Origin of the sequence: Streptomyces xanthophaeus (genome assembly GCF_000725805.1) — a bacterium.
Lineage (GTDB): Bacteria > Actinomycetota > Actinomycetes > Streptomycetales > Streptomycetaceae > Streptomyces > Streptomyces xanthophaeus.
The window spans coordinates 18,825-35,288 of sequence record NZ_JOFT01000031.1 but is presented as its reverse complement, the minus strand read 5'-3'; the positions used below and the strand labels follow the sequence as shown (position 1 = coordinate 35,288).

Annotated in this window: 14 protein-coding genes; 6 read left to right on the top strand and 8 right to left on the bottom strand. The window is 72.0% G+C overall.

Annotated elements, in window-relative coordinates:
* Positions 1 to 66 precede the first annotated feature (66 nt).
* Entirely contained in the window at positions 67 to 1,080 is a 1,014-nt protein-coding gene (locus tag IO30_RS0120375) for a GDSL-type esterase/lipase family protein (RefSeq protein WP_031144964.1), read from the bottom strand.
* A gap of 377 nt (positions 1,081 to 1,457) precedes the next feature.
* Here IO30_RS0120375 and IO30_RS0120370 point away from each other — a divergent pair, with 377 nt between their 5' ends.
* Both IO30_RS0120370 and IO30_RS0120365 read left to right on the top strand, forming a co-directional pair.
* Positions 1,458 to 2,912 (top strand): amino acid transporter, encoded by a 1,455-nt coding sequence (locus IO30_RS0120370; protein ID WP_031144963.1) that lies wholly within the window; start codon positions 1,458 to 1,460, stop codon positions 2,910 to 2,912.
* 10 nt (positions 2,913 to 2,922) lie between these two features.
* On the top strand, positions 2,923 to 3,378 hold the full coding sequence (locus IO30_RS0120365) for an Lrp/AsnC family transcriptional regulator (protein ID WP_030027017.1): 456 nt from the start codon (positions 2,923 to 2,925) through the stop codon (positions 3,376 to 3,378).
* Between the two features lie 85 nt (positions 3,379 to 3,463).
* Here the strand turns inward: IO30_RS0120365 and IO30_RS0120360 are convergent, their stop codons facing one another.
* On the bottom strand, positions 3,464 to 3,763 hold the full coding sequence (locus IO30_RS0120360; protein WP_031144962.1) for a WhiB family transcriptional regulator: 300 nt from the start codon (positions 3,761 to 3,763) through the stop codon (positions 3,464 to 3,466).
* 486 nt (positions 3,764 to 4,249) lie between these two features.
* Between IO30_RS0120360 and IO30_RS0120355 the strand changes: the two genes are divergently transcribed.
* From IO30_RS0120355 to IO30_RS0120345, 3 genes are all read left to right on the top strand, one after another.
* Positions 4,250 to 4,654, top strand: a complete 405-nt coding sequence (locus tag IO30_RS0120355) for a hypothetical protein (RefSeq protein WP_051859843.1) — start codon at positions 4,250 to 4,252, stop codon at positions 4,652 to 4,654.
* A 204-nt stretch (positions 4,655 to 4,858) separates the two neighbouring features.
* On the top strand, positions 4,859 to 5,659 hold the full coding sequence (locus IO30_RS0120350) for a carbon-nitrogen hydrolase family protein (protein WP_031144960.1): 801 nt from the start codon (positions 4,859 to 4,861) through the stop codon (positions 5,657 to 5,659).
* Between the two features lie 50 nt (positions 5,660 to 5,709).
* Positions 5,710 to 7,407, top strand: coding sequence for a flavin monoamine oxidase family protein (locus IO30_RS0120345; RefSeq protein WP_031144959.1), 1,698 nt, complete (start codon positions 5,710 to 5,712; stop codon positions 7,405 to 7,407).
* A gap of 82 nt (positions 7,408 to 7,489) precedes the next feature.
* On the opposite strand, the gene IO30_RS0120340 is transcribed toward IO30_RS0120345, so the two are convergent.
* The 3 genes from IO30_RS0120340 to IO30_RS0120330 form a co-directional block, all read right to left on the bottom strand.
* Complete coding sequence (locus IO30_RS0120340; protein ID WP_051859844.1) at positions 7,490 to 8,179, bottom strand: DUF5995 family protein; 690 nt, start codon at positions 8,177 to 8,179, stop codon at positions 7,490 to 7,492.
* A gap of 76 nt (positions 8,180 to 8,255) precedes the next feature.
* Positions 8,256 to 9,650, bottom strand: a complete 1,395-nt coding sequence (locus IO30_RS0120335) for a uracil-xanthine permease family protein (protein ID WP_031144957.1) — start codon at positions 9,648 to 9,650, stop codon at positions 8,256 to 8,258.
* Between the two features lie 72 nt (positions 9,651 to 9,722).
* Positions 9,723 to 10,949: an MFS transporter gene (locus IO30_RS0120330; protein WP_051902443.1), complete on the bottom strand. Its 1,227-nt coding sequence runs from the start codon at positions 10,947 to 10,949 to the stop codon at positions 9,723 to 9,725.
* Positions 10,950 to 11,004: 55 nt separating this feature from the next.
* Between IO30_RS0120330 and IO30_RS0120325 the strand changes: the two genes are divergently transcribed.
* A complete protein-coding gene (locus tag IO30_RS0120325; RefSeq protein WP_051902437.1) occupies positions 11,005 to 12,171 on the top strand; it encodes an ROK family transcriptional regulator in 1,167 nt (388 codons plus the stop codon).
* 5 nt (positions 12,172 to 12,176) lie between these two features.
* On the opposite strand, the gene IO30_RS0120320 is transcribed toward IO30_RS0120325, so the two are convergent.
* From IO30_RS0120320 to IO30_RS0120310, 3 genes are all read right to left on the bottom strand, one after another.
* Positions 12,177 to 12,938 carry an SDR family oxidoreductase gene (locus IO30_RS0120320; protein WP_031144954.1) on the bottom strand — a complete coding sequence of 254 codons (762 nt, stop codon included), beginning with the start codon at positions 12,936 to 12,938 and terminating at the stop codon, positions 12,177 to 12,179.
* A 52-nt stretch (positions 12,939 to 12,990) separates the two neighbouring features.
* A complete protein-coding gene (locus tag IO30_RS0120315; RefSeq protein WP_031144953.1) occupies positions 12,991 to 13,875 on the bottom strand; it encodes an RNA polymerase sigma-70 factor in 885 nt (294 codons plus the stop codon).
* Between the two features lie 87 nt (positions 13,876 to 13,962).
* Positions 13,963 to 16,332 carry a chitinase C-terminal domain-containing protein gene (locus tag IO30_RS0120310; RefSeq protein WP_031144952.1) on the bottom strand — a complete coding sequence of 790 codons (2,370 nt, stop codon included), beginning with the start codon at positions 16,330 to 16,332 and terminating at the stop codon, positions 13,963 to 13,965.
* Between the last annotated feature and the right edge of the window lie 132 nt (positions 16,333 to 16,464).

Here is a 16,464-nt window from a genome sequence, read left to right as displayed (position 1 = left end):
AACTGTGCTCAGGACACGCCCCGGTGGGAGGAATCCGTTCAAGGAGCCAGGTGTGGGCTGTTTCACTCACCCCGTGCCGAACCCGGTGCGCCGCAGGGCCGTGGCCACAGCAAGGCCGAGCACCTGGTGTCCGGCGTCGTTGGGGTGCAGGCCGTCCGCGAGGTGCTCGGGGCCGAGCAGGTCCCGGCCCGGGAGCACGGCGAGCCGGTCGTCCCCGGCGGTGATCCGGTCGCGGGCGGCGCGTTCCATGGCGTCGCGCAGGGCGCCGAGGGTGGCGCCGAGCCGGTTCGGGGTGCGTTCGGCGTCGGGCCTCAGGACGGGGGAGACCAGCAGCAGCGGGGTCCGGGGGTGTCCCTGCCGGACGAGGTCGAGGAAGGAGCGCGTGGTCTCGTACAGCAGGGGCGCCGAAAACGGCACCCGGGACCAGCAGTTGGTGCCGAAGGCGAGGGTCAGGACGTCGGCGGGCAGGCCCGCGAGCTGTTCGGCGGTGGCGAGTTCACCGCGCGCCGCCCCCGCGTAGCCGAGGTTGATTGTGTCCCAGCCCAGGGCGCGCCCGGTGACGGCCGGCCAGCCGTGCGCGGGGCGGGTGGACCACCAGCCCTCGGTGATGGAATCGCCGTGCACCACCCAGCGCGGGGCGGCCGGCGCCGGGGTGACCGGGCCGCCGATCCCGCGCAGGCCCAGGATCAGCGGGGACTGGGTCTCCGGCGGGTGGACGGTGAAGGGCCCGTGGCCCCCGTTCAGCCCGATCCGCACCACGGACTCGGCGGCGGGCTCGGTGAACACCTCGCGGACCACCCCGTGCCGGTCCCACAGGGCGAATCCGTGGGCGAGGTCGCGCAGGGAGTCGGTGGGCCCGGGGACGGTCCCGCGGTAGCGGATCTCCACGGCGTGCGCGGATTCGGTGGTGAACTCCAGGCGCACCCCGATGGGCAGTGTGGCCCGCTCTCCGGTGTCCCAGGGCAGCCGCATGGTGTCCGCCGGGTCGGCCCGGACCGGGCGGCCCTTGTCCAGCCAGGCGATCCCGCGCAGGAACGGCCCGGGATCCAGCCACCGCTCGTCAGGGCCGGGTTCTCTCACTCTTCGCCTCCGCTCGTCGCATACGCCCCCCGTACCCCGTGGGGAGCCGTTCCACGTCCTGGGCGGCACGCTGAGGTAGATCTGACGAGGTGTCAATAAACGGCGAGAAAGTCGCCCGCGCACTGATCGATCATCCGCGCGCAACAAAGGACCATCCAGGACAGATCCGCGCAACGATCGTGCGGCAATGTGCAAGGATGGTGCATTACGGGCGGTATCACTCAGCTCGTAGGCTCACTCGCTGTACGTGGAGTGGCGCGGATCGCCTGCTCGGCGGTCCCCCATGCCCAGGCAGGCTCCTGCACGCCTGCTCCTGCTCCGGACCGCTGCGGTCGACGCCTGACAGTCCCCATCCGCAGTGAAGAAGGAGTCCCCTCGTGCTCGACCACGGCCAGGCGCCACCCGTCGCCACCGAGCCCCGCAGGCCCGTCCACCCGCTGCTCCGCCGCAAGCCGGTCGAGCAGCTGGTCGCAGAGGGCGGCCAGGGCGAGGGCGGTTCGCTGCGCCGCTCGCTCACCATGTGGCAGCTGACGATGATCAGCATCGGCGCGACCCTGGGCACCGGCATCTTCGTCGTCCTCGGCACGGCCGCCCCCAAGGCCGGCCCCGCCGTGACGATCTCCTTCGTCATCGCGGGCCTGACCGCGCTCTTCTCCGCCCTGTCCTACGCGGAGCTGGCCGGATCGGTCCCCGTCTCCGGGTCCTCGTACTCGTACTCCTACGCCACCATGGGTGAGTTCGTCGCCTGGATCTGCGGCTGGTGCCTGGTCCTGGAGTACGGCGTGTCCGTCGCGGCGGTCGCCGTCGGCTGGGGCGAGTACCTGAACGAACTCCTCGACGGCACGATAGGGATCACGATCCCCGACGCCGTCTCGGCCCCGCTGGGCGAGGACGGCTTCATCAACCTGCCGGCGCTGGTCGTCGTCCTGCTCGCCATGGTCTTCCTGATGCGCGGCGCCAAGGAGAGCGCCCGGATCAACACGATCATGGTCGCCGTGAAGATCGTCACCCTGCTGCTCTTCATCGGCATCGGCTTCATGGGCATCAAGGCCGGCAACTACGCCCCGCTCGCCCCCCTCGGCATCACCGGCATCAGTGCCGGCGCCGCCACGCTGTTCTTCTCCTACATCGGCTTCGACGCCGCCTCCACCGCCGGTGAAGAGGCCAAGAACCCCAAGCGCGACCTGCCCCGCGCGATCATGCTCTCCCTGCTGATCGTCACCGTGCTCTACGTCCTCGTCGCCTTCGTCGCCGTCGGCGCCATGCCCTGGCAGGACTTCGAGGGCACCGAGGCCGCGCTCGCCCAGATCATGACCGACGTCTCCGGCCACACCTTCTGGGGCGTCGTCCTCGCCGCCGGCGCCGTCGTCGCCATCGCCTCCGTCGTCTTCGCCGTCCTCTACGGCCAGACCCGCATCCTGTTCGCGATGTCCCGCGACGGCCTGGTCCCCAAGGTCTTCGCCCGGGTCGACGCGAAGACCGGTGCGCCCCGCGCCAACGTGGTGATCGTCTCCCTCTTCTGCGGGACGCTCGCGGCCTTCATCCCGCTCGGCAAGCTCGCCGACGCCACCAGCATCGGCACCCTCTTCGCCTTCGGCCTCGTCAACGTCGCCGTCGTCATCCTGCGCAGGACCCGCCCGGACATGCCGCGCACCTTCAAGGTCGCGCTCTTCCCGGTCACGCCGATCCTCGGCCTGATCGCCTGCGGCTACATGATGTTCAGCCTGGACGCCGCCACGTGGATGGTCTTCGGTGGCTGGATGCTCGTCGGCCTCGTGGTCTACTTCCAGTACGGCATCCGCCGCTCCCGACTGGCCACAGCAGAGAAGTGATCCACCCGCAGTGCGACTGAACGATCTCGACGAACGCATCGTGCACGCCCTCGCCGAGGACGCCCGCCGTTCCTACGCGGACATCGGCTCCGAGGTCGGTCTCTCCGCCCCCGCGGTCAAGCGCCGCGTGGACCGGCTCCGGGCGGAAGGCGCCATCACCGGCTTCACCGTCCGGGTGGACCCCGCCGCGATGGGCTGGGAGACCGAGGGCTTCATCGAGATCTACTGCCGCCACAACACCTCGCCGGACGACATCCGGCGAGGTCTGGAGCGGTACCCCGAGGTGGTGTCCGCGTCGACCGTCACCGGTGACGCGGACGCCCTCGTCCAGATCTTCGCCTCCGACATGCGCCACTTCGAGCGCGTACTGGAGCGGATCGCGGGCGAGCCGTTCGTGGAGCGCACCAAGTCCGTGCTGGTCCTCTCGCCGCTGCTGCGCCGCTTCACCTCCGGCGCACCGGCGTGAACGCACCCGCCTGACGGCCCCGGCCGTCAGGCGGGTGCGCCCGTACGGGGCCCCGCCCCGGTTCCGGCCGGCCCCGGCCGGACGTTCACCGCCGCGACGCCAGGGCGGCCCGCGCCGGCCCGGTCAGCGCCCGGCGCTCCTCCTCCGTCAGTCCGCCCCACACCCCGAAGGGCTCGCGGGTGCGCAGCGCGTGCTGCAGGCAGGCCGTCCGTACCGGACACCCCGCGCAGACCCGCTTGGCGGCGGCGTCCCGCTCCTCGCGGTCCTCGCCCCGCTCACCGGCGGGGTGGAAGAACCGCCCCGTCCCGAGATCCCGGCAGGCCGCCCGCGACTGCCACTCCCACGCCTCCTGCGTGGCGGGGGGCAGGTGTGCGACGTCGGTCATGACTGTTCCCTCCCGTGGGTCGTCCCTGTCCTGTCCCGCGTCTGACCGCCACCCGCCCCTTGAAACGCCCCGGTTCGCGCCACCGCCCGGAACCGGTCCCGACCGCCTTCTTGACGCCCCCCTGCGGCGCCACGAGACTGCGGGGGACGGACACGACGACGGCGCCCGCCGCGGGCAGGTTCACCACCGCGGAGCGGGCCACAGCGGACGGACGGGGGACGACCGGTGCGGACGGCCTGGACGGCGGGTACGGGGTCACGGACCCTGCGCCGCTGGTGGCTGACCCGGCGCCTGCACATCGACCTCCTGCGCGTGTGCAGCGCATTCGGCCCGCGCGGCTGATCCGCGTACGCATCCTCGTACGCCGGCCTCCCCGTACGCACGCCGTACGGACGGACGAGTGACCGCAACCGGCGCACCACCGCGCCGCCGGTCACCGCGACCTGCCCGCGCCCCGTCACGCACCGCGCCCGCCCCTGGAGAGTCATGTCCCAGACCGTCCTGCCCCGCACGTGTCCGGCCCCCGCCCTGCGCGGCCGCATCGGCACCGGCTTCTCCCCGGTCCCCTACCGCTACCACCTGTACCTCGCGGCCGACTGTCCGCGCTCCCTGCGCGCCCTCACCGCCCGCACCCTGCTCGGCCTCGGCGGCACCGTCACCACCACGGTCCTCGGCCCCGGCACCGACGCACCCGGGCACACCGCACTGCGCCGGGCCTACGAGGCCGCCGGGCACCACTTCGACGGCGCACTGACCGCGCCCGCCCTGGTCGACACCTGGAGCGGCCGCGTCGTCTCCAACCACACCCCCGACATACTCGAGGACCTGCGGCTCCTCGCCGCGCACCCGGCCTTCCGTGCGGCGGCCCAGATCGCCTCCCAGACCTCCTGACGGCCCCCTGACAGACCCCTTCCGGGACCGCCCGGAACGGCAGGAAACGGGGTTCCGCGGCGTGCGCGCAACGAATCGCCGCCCACGCCGCGGAACACGCAACGATTCGATGCGCTGAGCGCAACGCTCACGGCTTGTCCGGGTCGAACGCGCGAACGTACCGTTTTAGGACACCCTCACCCCTCCTGCCACAGAGGTACGCCCATGCCCCCGCTGCGCACCGCCCTCCTCCAGAGTTCCGGACGGCTCGGCGACACCGCCGACAACCTGAAGGCGCTCGACGAGGCCGCGGCGCGCGCCGCACAGGGCGGGGCCGGGCTCCTCGTGACCTCGGAGATGTTCCTCACCGGCTACGCGCTGGACGTCCAGGACATCGCCGCCCTCGCCGAACCGGCCGACGGCATGTCCGCCCGGGCCATCGGCGAGATCGCCCGCCGCCACGGAGTCGCCGTCCTGTACGGCTACCCCGAGCGGTCCGGCGCCGACGTCTTCAACGCGGCGCAGCTCATCGCCGCGGACGGGACCCCGCTCGCGAACTACCGCAAGACCCACCTCTTCGGCAGCTTCGAGCAGGAGGCCTTCACCCCCGGCGACACCCCCGTCGTCCAGGCGGACCTGAACGGCCTGAGGGTCGGCGTCATGATCTGCTACGACGTGGAGTTCCCCGAGAACGTCCGGGCGCACGCGCTCGCCGGCACCGACCTCCTCCTGGTGCCGACCGCGCAGATGCACCCCTTCCAGTTCGTGGCCGAGCAGCTCGTTCCCGTACGGGCCTTCGAGAACCAGATGTACATCGCCTACGTCAACCGCACCGGCCCGGAAGGCGAGTTCGAGTTCGTCGGACTCAGCTGCCTGGCGAGCCCCGACGGGACCACCCGGACCCGGGCCGGCCGCGGCGAGGAGCTGGTGTTCGGCGAGGCCGACCCCGAGCTGCTGGCGGCGTCCCGCGAGACGAACCCGTACCTGCGCGACCGCCGCCCCGGGCTCTACGCCTCCCTCGTCTGAGACCCCTCTTCCCCCGCCCCGCCTGCTCTGCCGCAAGGAGACGTACCCCCATGACGTCCACGGTGCCCACCACCGCCGTCCCGCACAGCGACGGACAGCCGCCGATCACCATGTTCGGCCCGGACTTCCCGTACGCGTACGACGACTTCCTCGCCCACCCGGCGGGCCTGGGGCAGATCCCCGCGACCGAGCACGGCACCGAGGTCGCCGTCATCGGCGGCGGTCTGTCCGGCATCATCTCGGCCTACGAGCTGATGAAGATGGGCCTGAAGCCCGTCGTCTACGAGGCCGACCAGATCGGCGGCCGGCTGCGCACCGTCGGCTTCGAGGGCGCCGGTACCGAGGAGCTGACCGCGGAGATGGGCGCCATGCGCTTCCCGCCCTCCTCCACGGCCCTCCAGCACTACATCGACCTCGTCGGCCTGGTCACCGAGCCCTTCCCGAACCCGCTCGCCGAGGCCACCCCCTCGACGGTCGTGGACCTCAAGGGCGAGACCCACTACGCCGAGACGATCGCCGACCTCCCGCAGGTCTACCGCGACGTCGCCGCCGCGTGGAACGCCTGCCTGGACGAGGGCGCCGACTTCTCCGACATGAACACCGCGATGCGCGAGCGGGACGTCCCGCGCATCCGCGAGATATGGGCGAAGCTCGTCGAGAAGCTCGACGACGAGACCTTCTACGGGTTCCTCTGCAAGTCCGAGGCCTTCCAGTCCTTCCGCAAGCGCGAGATCTTCGGCCAGGTCGGCTTCGGCACCGGCGGCTGGGACACCGACTTCCCGAACTCCATCCTGGAGATCCTGCGCGTCGTCTACACCGAGGCCGACGACCACCACCGCGGCATCGTGGGCGGCTCGCAGCAGCTCCCGCTGCGCCTGTGGGAGCGCGAGCCCGAGAAGATCCTGCACTGGGCGCAGGGCACCTCGCTGTCCACCCTGCACGACGGCACCCCGCGCCCGGCGGTCACCCGCCTGCACCGTACGGCGGGCAACCGGATCACGGTCACCGACGCCTCCGGCGACATCCGCACCTACCGGGCCGCGATCTTCACCGCCCAGTCCTGGATGCTGCTGTCGAAGATCGAATGCGACGACACGCTCTTCCCGATCGACCACTGGACGGCGATCGAGCGCACCCACTACATGGAGTCGTCGAAGCTCTTCGTCCCCGTGGACCGGCCGTTCTGGCTGGACAAGGACGAAGAGACCGGCCGCGACGTCATGTCGATGACGCTGACCGACCGGATGACCCGCGGCACCTACCTGCTGGACAACGGCCCGGACAAGCCCGCCGTCATCTGCCTCTCGTACACCTGGTGCGACGACAGCCTGAAGTGGCTGCCGCTGTCCGCGAACGAGCGGATGGAGGTCATGCTGAAGTCCCTCGGCGAGATCTACCCCAAGGTCGACATCCGCCGCCACGTCATCGGCAACCCGGTCACCGTCTCCTGGGAGAACGAGCCCTACTTCATGGGCGCGTTCAAGGCCAACCTGCCGGGTCACTACCGCTACCAGCGCCGCCTGTTCACGCACTTCATGCAGGACCGCCTGCCCGAGGACAAGCGCGGCATCTTCCTCGCGGGCGACGACATCTCCTGGACGGCCGGCTGGGCCGAGGGCGCCGTGCAGACCGCCCTGAACGCGGTGTGGGGCGTCATGCACCACCTCGGCGGCTCCACGGACGCCGGCAACCCGGGCCCGGGCGACCTCTACGACGACATCGCCCCGGTGGAGCTCCCGGAGGACTGAGTTCCGCACCCCCCTGACCACGGGCCGTCCCCGCGCGAACAGCGCGGCGGCGGCCCGTTCTCATGCCCGGCTCAGGCCCGGCTCATGCCCGGACGGCGGCCCGGCCCGGCCCCGTCCGGCAGGAGCCCGCCACCGGGACCGGGGTCAGCAGGCAGCGGCCGACCAGGCCCACGCCCGCGTCCAGGGACTCGCGGAACTCGTCGGCCAGTTCGGGGGAGCGGCGCAGCGTCCACAGCAGCCGGGCGGCGGCCCAGGCGCCCGAGCGGGCCCGGTCCAGGCTCCACGAGCCGAGCAGGTGGGTCAGCGGGTCGGCGATCTCCAGGAGGTCCGGCCCGGGCATCAGGTCCTCGCGGATGTGCTCCTCCAGGGCCACCAGGGTGTCGCCGACCCGGTCGAAGTCCGCTTCCAGGGCGCGCGGTTCGCAGTCCAGGGCGCGGCAGGTCGACACCACCGCCAGCGCCAGGTCGTGGCCGATGTGCGCGTTGATCCCGGCCAGGGCGTGCTGGAGGGGACGGACGCCCGGGTGGCGCCGGTACTGGAGCAGGGGGCGCCAGCAGGCCGGGGCCCGGTCGGCCTCGACCGCCGTCAGGTACCGCTCCGCGAACCGCACGCTGAGCGTCTGCGCCGCCCGTGGCGCCGGGAAGTCCCCGCGCTCGATCCGGCGGTGCAGGGTCCGGGTCACCGTCAGGTACACCCGGTTGAAGACGGCGACGCCGTCCTGCGGCGGCAGCCGCTCGTCCAGGGCGCGCATCCGCGCCAGCACCGCTTCCATGGGAGGCAGGGTCGCAGGCCGCGGCGGGGATCCGGGGAACTTGGCCGTACGCTTCGCCGGTTCGGGCGAAACCCCGTCAACGCTGCTTGTCCTCGGGGTCCTGGCCGTCGTCGTAGGAGGAGGTGCCCTCGTCGAGCAGCGGCTCCGCCTTCAGGTGCGCGGGGGCGAGGAAGCGCAGCGCGTGGTAGCCCGTGATCACCACGATCGTGCCCAGGGCGATGCCCCCGAGCTCGAAGCTGTCGGTGATCTGGAGCTTGACCCCGCCGACGCCGATGATGATGCCCGCCGCGGCCGGCACCAGGTTCAGCGGATTGCGCAGGTCCACCCCGCCGTTGATCCAGATCTGGGCGCCGAGCAGGCCGATCATGCCGTAGAGGATCACCGTGATGCCGCCGAGTACCCCGCCCGGGATGGCGGCGACCACCGCGCCGAACTTGGGGCACAGGCCGAAGAGCAGCGCGAACCCGGCCGCCGCCCAGTAGGCCGCGGTGGAGTAGACGCGGGTGGCGGCCATGACGCCGATGTTCTCGGAGTACGTGGTGTTGGGCGGGCCGCCGACCGCGGTGGAGAGCATCGACGCGGCGCCGTCGGCCGCGATCGCGGTGCCGAGCTTGTCGTCGAGGGAGCCCCCGGTCATCTCGCCGACGGCCTTGATGTGCCCGGCGTTCTCGGCGATGAGCGCGATCACGACCGGCAGCGCGATCAGGATCGCCGACCACTCGAAGGCCGGGGCGTGGAAGGAGGGCAGGCCGATCCACTCGGCCTTGCCCACCCCCGACAGGTCCAGCCGCCAGTGGTCCACGGCCTCGGGTCCGCCCGCGGGGGAGTGGATCATGCCGAAGACCAGGTCGAAGATCCAGGAGATCCCGTACCCGAAGAGCAGGCCCAGGAAGATCGCGATGCGGGACCAGAACCCGCGCAGGCAGACCACGGCGAACCCGGTGAAGAGCATCGTCAGCAGCGCCGTCCACTGGTCCTGCGGCCAGTACGTGGACGCGGTCACCGGCGCGAGGTTGAAGCCGATCAGCATGACCACCGCGCCCGTCACCACCGGAGGCATCGCCGCGTGGATGATCCGGGCACCGAAGCGCTGGACGGCGAGGCCGGACAGGAACAGGGCCGCGCCGACCACGAAGACGGAGCCGGTCACCACGGCGCTGTCGCCGCCCGAGGCCCGGATCGCGGCCGCCACGCCCACGAAGGACAGCGAGCAGCCCAGGTACGAGGGGATCCGGCCGCGCGTGGCGAGGAGGAAGATCACCGTCGCGACGCCCGACATCATGATCGCCAGGTTCGGGTCCAGGCCCATCAGGACCGGGGCGACGAAACTCGCGCCGAACATGGCCACCACGTGCTGGGCGCCCAGCCCCGCGGTCCGCGGCCACGAGAGCCGCTCCTCCGGCCGGACCACCGCGCCGGGGGCGGGCGTCCGCCCGTCTCCGTGCAGGGTCCAGCCCACGCCGAGGCCCATGTTCCACTCCGCTTCTCCGGCCGGTCGCATCGAGGCCGCGGCGCAGGGGATGCCGCCGCGGCCAGCGATATATTACGGCTGGATTCCGGCAGGTTCGTCCCGATTGGCCGGACCGGCCTCCCCCGAAGCCTGCCTCACCGCGGGCTTCGGCCGCAGCACCGCGGCGCCGACGACCAGCGCGAAGGCCAGCAGGGTGACCAGGCCGAAGGACACCACCAGCGAGGTCGCGTCCGCCACCGCACCGATCGCCGACGGGGCGATCAGCCCCGAGGTGTAGGTGATCGTCGCGACACCGGCGATGGCCTGGGCCGGGGCCGGACCGCTGCGTCCCGCCGCCGCGAAGGCCAGCGGGACCACCACCGCGATCCCCAGCCCGATCAGCGCGAACCCCGCGAGGGCCGCGACCGGCTCCCGGGCGGTGACCACGAGCAGCCCGCCCCCGGTGGCCAGGACGCCGCCCACCCGGACCGTGCGCACCGCACCGAACCGGTCCACCACCCGGTCCCCGGCCAGTCGCGCTGCGGCCATCGTGAGCGCGAACGCGGTGGTGGACGCGGCCGCCAGGCCCGCATCGGTGTGCAGGACGTCCCTGAGGTACACCGCCGACCAGTCCAGGCTCGCCCCCTCCGCGAAGACCGCCGCGAAGCCTATGGCGCCGATCAGCAGCGCCGACTTCGGAGGCAGCGCGAAATGCGGCGGAGCCTGCGCGTCCGCGGCGCTCCTGAGGTCCAGCACCCCCTGTACGGCGACCAGTCCGGCCACGGTCAGGAAGAGCGCGGCCACCAGATGGTGCAGCCGCGCGTCCGCCCCGGCGTGCGCGGCGACCGTACCGGCGGCCGAGCCGAGCAGCGCGCCCACGCTCCACATGCCGTGCAGCGAGGACATGACCGAGCGGCCGAGCCGGTTCTCGGTCTCCACCCCGAGCGCGTTCATCGCCACGTCCGACATGCCGGAGGTGGCCCCGTAGACGAACAGCGCGCCGCACAGGACGGGAAGGCTCGGGGAGAGGCTCGGCAGGACCAGGGACAGGGTCCACATCACCAGCAGTGCCCGCAGGGCGCTGCGGGCGCCGAAGCGGTGGTTGATCCGCCCGGCCAGCGGCATCGCGAGCGCCGCGCCGAGCGCGGGGAAGGCGAGGGCGAGCCCCAGCGTGCCCGCGCTGAGCTGGGCGTGCTCCTGGATCCAGGGGATCCGGGTGGCGAAGGAGCCGGTGACCGCGCCGTGGGTGCAGAACACGGCGGCGATCGCGAAGCGGGCATGGCGCAGTCGCGCCGGGCTGAGGTCGGTTTCCCCGGTCATGGACATAAATTATCAGGAACCCTGCCTGATGTTTAGTGGGGCGGCTCTCCCTAAGATGGGCGGCGTGACTCCAGCCAAGGCCCTCACCGCCACCACCGTCGCTCCGACCCCCGCCTCACCGAGCACGGCCCGGGCCATCAACGACCGCCTCGCCCTGCGACTCCTGCAGGAATCGGGTCCCCTGACGGCCACCCAGCTCAAGACGATGACCGGCCTTTCCCGCCCCTCGGTCGCCGACCTCGTCGAGCGGCTGGCCGGAGCCGGACTGATCGAGGTCGTCGGAGAATCCGGCGAGCAGCGCCGCGGCCCCAACGCCCGCCTCTACGGGATCGTCGCCCGCCGGGCCCACCTGGCCGCCCTGGACGTGCGCACGGACAGCGTCACCGCCGTGGTCACCGACCTGCTCGGCCATCCCCTGGCCGAGGCCGCCCTGCCCGTCGGCGCCCCCGCGGACGCCGTCGAGGCCCTCCTGCGCACCGCCCGCGAGGCCGGCGCGACCGCCCTGCACACCGTGGTCGTCGGCGCCCCCGGCCTCGTCGCACCGGCCACCGGCGAACTGCGCGACACCACGGGCCTGCCCGCCTGGCACCGGGACCTGGTCACCGCGCTCCAGCGGAGCCTGCCCGCCGTGGTCGTCGTCGAGAACGAGACCAACCTCGCGGCCCTCGCCGAGCAGCGCGCGGGCATCGCCCGCGACCTCGACTCCTTCGTGCTGCTGTGGCTCGGCGCCGGGGTGGGCGCCGCCGTGGTCCTGGACGGGCGACTGCGCCGGGGCGCCTCCGGCGGGGCGGGCGAGATCGGCTTCCTCCCCGTACCCGGCACCGGCGGGCTGCCCTCCGCCACCGACTGCGGGGGCGGGTTCCACGCCCTGGCGGGCCGGGACGCCGTGACCGCGCTGGCCGGGCAGCACGGCTTCCACGGACCGGCGGAGGAAGCCGTCGCCGGAGCCGCGGGCGAGGCCTTCCTCGACGCCCTGGCCGAACGCCTCGCCCTGGGCGCCGCGGCCGTCGCGGCGGTCCTGGACCCGGGCTGCGTGGTGCTGGGCGGCGAACTCGGCCTCGCCGGCGGCCCCGGCCTCGCCGCCCGGGTCGCCCGCCGCCTGACCACCCTGACCCCCGTCCCGACCGAGGTCCGCGCCACCGCCCTCGGCGGCCCGGCGGTCCTGACGGGAGCCCGCCTGGCGGCCCGGGAGGCCGCCCAGGACGCACTGTTCGGCGGCTAGGCCCTCTAGGCCACGTCGTGGTGCCGGCCGGATCCGCCGTGCTCCTGCAGGTACTGCGCGAAGGTCTCCCGGCCGACCGCGTGCGAGGGCGTCAGGTGCCGGCCCCGGCGGAACGCCGCGTAGGCCTTCCCCGCGAGGGGCAGCTGGACGACCCGGCGCCGGCGGCCCGTCGCCGCAAGGCGGGCGCGGGCCAGGTCGGGCAGGCTGCGGATCTCCGGGCCGCCCATGTCGGTGACCCGGCCCGACGGTGTGGGGACGGCCAGCTCCGCCAGCCGGTCCGCCACGTCTTCGACCGCCACCGGCTGCACCCGTACCCCGGCGGGCAGGACGACCACCGGCAGCTTCGCGGCCGCGTCCGTCACGTGGGCCACCAGGTCGTGGAACTGCGTCGCGCGCAGGATGGTCACACCCAGCCCCGACGCCTCCAGCATCTGCTCCACCGCCAGCTTCGCCTTGTAGTAGCCGAACGGCACCTCGTCCACCCCGACGATCGAGATGTAGACGATGTTGGTGACCGTCCCCGCCCGCCGGGCCGCGTCGATCAGGTGCCGGGCGGCCGCCTCGTCCCCGCGCGGGGTGCTCGCGCAGTGCACGACCACCTCCGCGCCCGCCATCGCCGCGTCCAGCCCGCTCCCGTCGCGCAGGTCGACGGGGAACTGCGGGGAGTGCCGGCTCAGTACGCGGACGTCGTGCCCCGCCGCCTGCAGGCGGGTGACGAGCGGCGCCCCAAGGGTTCCGGTACCACCGGTGACGAGGATGGTGCTCATGGTGTCGGTCCTTTCCGGAGGAACTGCGTCACCAGTACAGACCGGACGGGGATCAGGAATGTGACAACTGACGCCGGAGAAATTCCAGTTTCCCCGGATTGGCCACCGCGCGCATGTCGCTGACCAGCCCGCCCTCGAACTCGATCAGCAGCACTCCCGCGTCGCCGAAGATCAGCGCGGGCTCTCCGTTGACCTCCGCCACACGGACCGGAAGGCTCGCCGCGAAGTTCTTCAGCACGTCCGCCGCCACCCGGGCCACCCTCTCCGGTCCCAGGACCGGGTGGCGCACCGAGCCGACCACGCCGCCGCCGTCCGACACGAACCGCACGTCCGCCGCGAGCAGTCCCTCCAGCCGGTCCAGGTCCCCGCCGCGCGCCGCCGCCAGGAAGGTCTCCACCAGGTCCCGCCACTGCGCGGGGTCGGCCGAGAACCGCGAGGCCGGCGCCGTCACCCGGGCCGTGGCCCGCCGGTAGAGCTGACGGCAGTTGGCCTCCGACATCTCCAGCAGACCGGCGATCTCCCGGTGGCTGTAGTCGAAGGCCTCGCGCAGCACGTACACGGCCCGCTCCACGGGGCTGAGCCGCTCCAGCAGGACCAGCAGGGCCATCGACACGCTGTCGCGCTGCTCCGCCGACTCCAGCGGGCCGAGCGTGCCGTCCCCGGTGAGCACCGGTTCGGGGAGCCAGGGGCCCACGTACGCCTCGCGTCTGACCCGGGCCGAGCTCAGCCGGTTCAGGCACAAGCGGGTGACCACGGTGGTGAGCCAGGCCCCCGGGCTGCGGAGGTCATCGCGTTCCGCGGTGCTCCAGCGCAGGTAGGCGTCCTGGACGATGTCCTCGGCCTCCGCTGCGGAGCCCAGCATGCGGTAGGCGATGCCGAACATCCGGGGCCGGTTTTCCTCGAATTCCGCGACGGGCGCGGTGACAACAGTGCTCACCACAGCAGGGTACGAGCAGGGCGCACACGCGCGAGGACCCGGTGGCCGCCGGGCCACCGGGTCCTCACAGTCAGTCACCTACCGTCGTCAGCAGGCTCCTTGGTCCTTCCAGACGCCCCAGTCACCGGTGGTGCCGGGCTCTTCGTTCTGCGTCCACCACTGGGCCTTCCAGTTGCGGCCCTTGTGGGAGACGAGGTTGCCGCTGTTGTAGACCGTGCCGTGCACGTACGCCGGGTTCGTGCACGTCCCGCCCGGAGGGGTGGTGGGCGGCGTGGTCGGGGGAGTGGTCGGCGGGGTGGTGGGGGGAGTGGTGGGCGGGGTGGTCGGCGGCTGCGTGGTGCCCGGCTCCACCACCGTGGTGCCGCGCGCCAGGTCGCCGGCGAGGGCGTACGTGGTGCCGCTGACGTTCACCGTCCAGTTGGAGGGGGTGGACACCGGCAGGTAGTAGTTGAAGGCCAGGTCGACCGAGGCGCCCGGGGCCAGCGACTGCCAGGCCGGGAGCTTGAGCGAGACCCGGTGGAAGTCGCCCTTGAGACCGCCGACGTTGCTGCCGGTGTGGTCGCTCTTGATCACCTTCGTGCCGAAGCCGGACTGGTCCGAGGCGTTGGACGGGGCCGAGGTGCCGTAGTCGAACTGGAACTCGGTGCCGCCGGGCAGCGCGGTCCGCGTGTTGTTGGTGATCTTGATCTTCGGCGTGATCGGGTAGTTGGAGTCGCCGAGCTTGAATTCGGTGAACTCCGTCTTGATGTCCAGGGCCTGCGCGGGCAGCGCGGTGTTGGACTTCTTCGCGCCGTACGGGGCGGCGGCCTTGAACTTGTCGTACATCAGCGAGGTGAGCGTGTCGCCCATCTCGTACTGGCCCTTGGCGGCGTTCCAGCCGTAGTCACCGGCCATCTCCCAGACCATGGTGCCGCCGATGCCGCGGTCGACCACGTAGTCGGCCTTGGCCGCCACCGACTGCTCGTCCTCGGTGGAGAGGAAGACCTTCTTCTGCGCGTTCCACAGCCACGGCGCCACCAGGGTGGAGTCGTACTTGCGGGCGTAGGTGCCGGTCAGGGTGGTGTTCGCCGGGAAGCCGTACTTGGTGACGTAGTCGCCGACGATCCCCTTCTCCAGGTTCTTGGCGTGCCACATCGGGTTGGAGCCGGCGGGGGACTCGACCCCGTTGGTGTCCTTGTCGTGCCACAGGTTGTCGATGCCGACGGCGCCGTCACCGCACTTGGTCAGGCCCGCCCCGGCCGGGCAGGTGGTCGCGGAGGCCTTGCCCCACAGGCCGTCCGTTCCGCCCTGCACGTTCTTGTGGCCGCGGGTGTAGTACGGCAGGCCGATGTTGATGCGGCCGGCCGGCATGGAGCCGCGGAAGTAGTGGTAGGCCCAGTCGGTGTTGAGGTAGCCGATGTTGCCGTACTGGGCGCTGCCGTAGACGTTCGCGGCGGCCAGCTCGGCGTCCTTGCCGTCGTCGAAGAGCGAGGCGTTCGGCCCGACGTACTCGTTCCAGGCGCCGTGCAGGTCGTAGGACATGATGTTGACGTAGTCCAGGTACTTCTGCATCTGGAACGTCTCCATGCCCCGCAGCAGGTAGCCGGAGGAGGGGGCGGCGACGGTGAGCAGGTAGTGCTTGCCGTCGGCGGCGCCCGCGCGGTCGAGCTTCTCGCGCAGGGACTTCATCAGGGCGTCGTAGCCCTTGACGAGCCCGGCCCGGCGGGCGTTGGACAGCTGCCAGTCCAGCGGGTTGCCCGCGTCCTTCATGGTGGTCGGGTACTCGTAGTCGATGTCGACGCCGTTGAACCCGTACTTGCGGATGAACTCGACCGACGAGTCCGCGAAGGTGTCGATGCCGGCCTGGTTGACCGAGCCGTCGGCGTGGGTGGCCATCGAGTAGAAGCCGCCGGAGGCGACCCGGTTGCCGTCGTCACCGAAGTAGCCGCCGGTCTCCGCCCAGCCGCCGACCGAGATCAGCGTCTTGACGTCCGGGTACTGCTTCTTGAACTTGGTCAGCTGGTTGAAGTGGCCCTTGTAAGGGAGCGAGGGGTCCATCTCGGCACCCGCGACGCCCGGCCAGGTCATCCCGGTGGCGGCGTTGTTCGCGTTGTCGGCGCCGACGGAGATCTTGTTGTCGCCTCCCACGTGGGCGAACGCGTAGTTCAGGTGGGTGACCTTGGACCAGGGGATGTTGTTGGCGAGGTAGGCGGGCGTGCCGTCCTTGCCCGTGCGCCAGCCCGTGAAGTAGCCGATGACGCGGCGCTGGTGGTCCGCGCCCATCTTCTCGCGGCCCTCGGTGTCGTAGACCGAGCAGTAGGGGACGTCGACGCCGGCCGTTTTGTACAGCCCGTCGGGGCGACAGGACTCGTTGTCGGCGGCGTGCGAGACGCCCGCCGAGAGCCCGCCCACCAGCAGTCCGGCGATTGCGGCGCCGGATGCCAGGAGCATCGCTCTCGTACGCGTGGGGGACAGCATGGTGCCTCCTGGGGAGGGGAGGATGGCAGGACACAACAGGACACAACGTGGTGCAACAGCAAAAGGACTGACGCGTGTTGGCCCGTGACGTGCGCACATCTGACGGGCTGTTCCCGGGAAGATGAAGGGAAC